Here is a 3,606-nt window from a genome sequence, read left to right as displayed (position 1 = left end):
CTACAATTTTTTTATTTTCTGTAGCCAATTCCACTAAAGTGTGTCCAAAAACGTCCTGAAATTTTGGAGCTAAATTTTCATTTTCTGGTTTTAGAATTTTACCAGTAAGTTTATCAAATTTCCCAGGCGCGTGGAACTGCAATTGATTTTCTTCAGCATAGGACAATCCTTTGCCTTTAGTGGTAATAATATGTAAAAATTTTGGCCCTTTAACTTTTTGTAATCGTTTTAATTCTGACAGTAATTTTGGTAAATCATGCCCGTCAATCGGACCTGAATAATCAAAATTTAACGATTTTATAATATTGTTATCTTTTGGATTTTTGCCCTCTTTTACAGCGGTTAAGTAGTCTTTTAATGCACCAACACTTGGATCAATTCCCATGGCATTGTCGTTTAATATCACTAATAAATTCGCATCGGTAACTCCAGCATGATTTAACCCTTCAAATGCCATTCCGCTAGCAATAGAAGCATCGCCAATCACCGCAATATGTTGTTTTTCTATATCGCCATTAATTTTAGAAGCAATTGCCATCCCTAATGCTGCTGATATAGACGTAGAAGAATGTCCAACTCCAAACGCATCATAAATACTTTCGCTTCGTTTTGGAAAACCAGAGATACCATCAATTTCTCTATATTTATGAAAAATTTCTCGTCTTTCGGTTAAAATTTTATGACCGTACGCTTGATGTCCTACATCCCAAACTAATAAATCGTTTGGCGTATCAAAAACATAATGTAAGGCAACGGTTAATTCAATCACACCTAAACTGGCACCCAAATGCCCTTCTTTTTGAGAAACTATATCGATGATAAATTCTCTAAGTTCATTGGCTACTTGCGGTAACTGACTTTCAGAAAGTCGTCGCAAATCAGTTGGTGTAGTAATATGTGAAAGTAAATTTTCCATTTGTACTGCAAAAATACAATAATGTTTGTAAATTTGATTAATATATAATTGTAAGAAATTTGGAAACTATTTTTACCGACGAATATTTTATGAAAAAAGCACTTCAGGAAGCTGAAATTGCTTTTGAGAAAGACGAAATTCCTGTGGGCGCTGTTATTGTAATTAACAATACAATAATTGCCAGAACTCATAATTTAACCGAGCTTTTGCACGATGTAACGGCTCATGCCGAAATGCAAGCCATTACGAGTGCGGCCAATTTTTTAGGCGGAAAATATTTAAAAGGTTGTACGCTTTATGTTACTTTAGAACCTTGCCAGATGTGTGCAGGCGCTTTATATTGGAGTCAGATTTCTAAAATTGTATTTGGTGCGACGGATGAAAAACGCGGTTATGTGACTATGGGAACTCAAATTCACCCAAAAACAGAAGTAGTTTCTGGAATTTTAGAAAAGGAATGTGCTGAATTAATGACTAGTTTTTTTCAGAAAAAGAGATAAAACTTGGCATGTAGTTTGATATATGTTTTAAAATAAAATAACCAAATCAACCTTAAATAAATTAGTATGAAAATTACAGACAAAATGAAATCTTCGGCAATTATTGGAATTGCTATTGTTGCTACAGCATTTGTGTTGGGTACAGCATTTAAAAAACGAAATGAGAATTTAGATTCTATATCCGTTATTGGTTTAGGCACAAAAGATTTTGTGTCTGATGAAATTTTGTGGAGCGGAAGTTTTACTACAAGAAGCTATGATATTAAAGAAGCGTACAATAAAATGATTGCAGACCAGAAAATTGTGTCTAATTTCTTTTTAGGGAAAGGTTTTAAAGCAAACGAATTTACTTTTGGCGCCGTTCAATTCAATAAAAAATTTAGAGAAGTCAGAATTGAAGAAGGCGATAATCAATATAATACTAAATATGAACAAGTTTTTGATGGATATGAAGCCTCGCAGACCATTACTTTTTCTGCGAAGAAAAATCCTGATTTAATGAAACGAATTGAAGCGGTTTCTGGGAAAACTTCTGAACTAATTAATTCGGGTATAGAATTATCATCCAATTCTATTCAATATACGTATTCTGATTTGTCAAGTTTAAAGCAAAGTTTAATAGAAAACGCAACAAAAGATGCCTACGAACGTGCTGAAAAAATTGTAAAAACAGCTGAAGGCGGCTTGGGAAAACTAAAAACGGCAAGCATGGGTGTTTTCCAAATTACAGGACAAGGTTCTACTGAAGAAGATAGTTATGGTGGAAATAACGATACATTTAGCAAAAACAAAACCGCAAGAATTACGGTTAGGTTAGAATATGAGTTGGAGTAATTCGATGTGTAAATTATGTATACAAAAAAACCGCTATTCTTTCGAGTAGCGGTTTTAGTTTTTTATAAAATTTCTTTTCCTTGGTTATCAAAGAAATGATATTCTAAGTACGTGTAAGCGTCACGAGGTATAATTTTCACCCACTTCTTATGTTCAAAATACCATTTTGAACGTAAGGATGGAAATCCTTTTGTAAGGTATGCGGCCACAAACGGGTGTACATTAAGCACTACTTTTTTATGGTCTTTAATAATGCTTTCAAGGTTAGCTTTTATTTTGTCAATAATTAAAATGGCTGCTTCAACCTGTCCGTTTTCGTTCGGGTTTTCTTCATTCGTTTCAATATTAACTTCAGGTCTAACTCTTTGTCTAGTAATTTGAACCAATCCAAATTTGCTAGGAGGCAAGATTTTATGCTTCGCCTTATCGTCACTCATTTCTTCTCTTAAGAAATCGAATAATACTTTTCTATTTTCTGGATTTTGTAAATCTATAAAATCGACTACAATAATTCCTCCCATATCTCTTAGTCGTAATTGACGTGCAATTTCAGCTGCAGCAATCATATTTACTTCCATGGCAGTATCTTCTTGGTTGGTAGCTTTATTTGATCTATTGCCAGAATTTACATCAATAACATGTAAAGCTTCTGTATGTTCAATAATTAAATAAGCCCCTTTACTCATAGAAACTGATTTTCCAAAAGAGGTTTTTATTTGTCTTTCTATATTATACTTCTCAAATAGAGGTAAATCTTTCGATTGATAGTGTTTTACGATAGACGCTTTATCCGGAGCTATTTCTTGCAAATATTCCTTCGTTTTTAAATACAAATCTTCATCATCTACTTGAATACTCGTAAAAGTATCGTTAAAAATATCTCTAAGCATAGAAGAAGATTTTGTTAATTCTCCTAATACTTTTGAGGGATGATGTGCGGTTTGTAGTTTTTTACACATGGTAGTCCAACGGTCTAACAGTGTTTCTACATCTTTTTCAATCTCAGTTGTTTTTCTGCCTTCGGCTACTGTTCTCACAATAACACCAAATCCCTTTGGTTTTATAGATTGTAGTAATTTTTTTAGACGGTCTTTTTCTGCTCTGTCTCCAATTTTTTGTGAAATGGATACACGGTCTGAAAAAGGTACTAAAACTACATATCTTCCGGCTAAAGAAATCTCAGAACTAATTCTTGGTCCTTTTGTTGAGATAGGTTCTTTAACTACTTGAACTAAAATCGACTGATTGGCGCTTAATGTGTCCATTATGGTGCCATCTTTGCTGATTTCTGGTTCAAAAGGGAAATTTTTGAGTGAATAATCTTTTATTTTACCTGCGCTTACAAGTTTCATAAAT

At 33.4% G+C, this 3,606-nt stretch carries 4 protein-coding genes; 2 read left to right on the top strand and 2 right to left on the bottom strand.

Annotated elements, in window-relative coordinates; translation table 11 throughout:
- Nucleotides 1-916, bottom strand: a 916-nt coding sequence (locus ACIQ2I_RS09340; protein WP_396182114.1) for a 1-deoxy-D-xylulose-5-phosphate synthase N-terminal domain-containing protein, incomplete at its 3' end; no start/stop codon positions are given.
- A gap of 59 nt (nucleotides 917-975) precedes the next feature.
- Between ACIQ2I_RS09340 and ACIQ2I_RS09335 the strand changes: the two genes are divergently transcribed.
- Together ACIQ2I_RS09335 and ACIQ2I_RS09330 are read left to right on the top strand one after the other, a co-directional pair.
- Nucleotides 976-1,416 (top strand): nucleoside deaminase, encoded by a 441-nt coding sequence (locus ACIQ2I_RS09335; protein WP_396182113.1) that lies wholly within the window; start codon nucleotides 976-978, stop codon nucleotides 1,414-1,416.
- Nucleotides 1,417-1,482: 66 nt separating this feature from the next.
- Complete coding sequence (locus tag ACIQ2I_RS09330) at nucleotides 1,483-2,250, top strand: SIMPL domain-containing protein (RefSeq protein WP_396182112.1); 768 nt, start codon at nucleotides 1,483-1,485, stop codon at nucleotides 2,248-2,250.
- A gap of 62 nt (nucleotides 2,251-2,312) precedes the next feature.
- On the opposite strand, the gene ACIQ2I_RS09325 is transcribed toward ACIQ2I_RS09330, so the two are convergent.
- On the bottom strand, nucleotides 2,313-3,606 hold a 1,294-nt coding region (locus tag ACIQ2I_RS09325), incomplete at its 5' end, for an Rne/Rng family ribonuclease (protein WP_396182111.1).

This window comes from Flavobacterium sp. (assembly GCF_044368995.1).
GTDB lineage: Bacteria > Bacteroidota > Bacteroidia > Flavobacteriales > Flavobacteriaceae > Flavobacterium.
The sequence above is the reverse complement of the archived record's forward strand: the minus strand, read 5'-3'. Positions and strand labels throughout refer to the sequence as shown.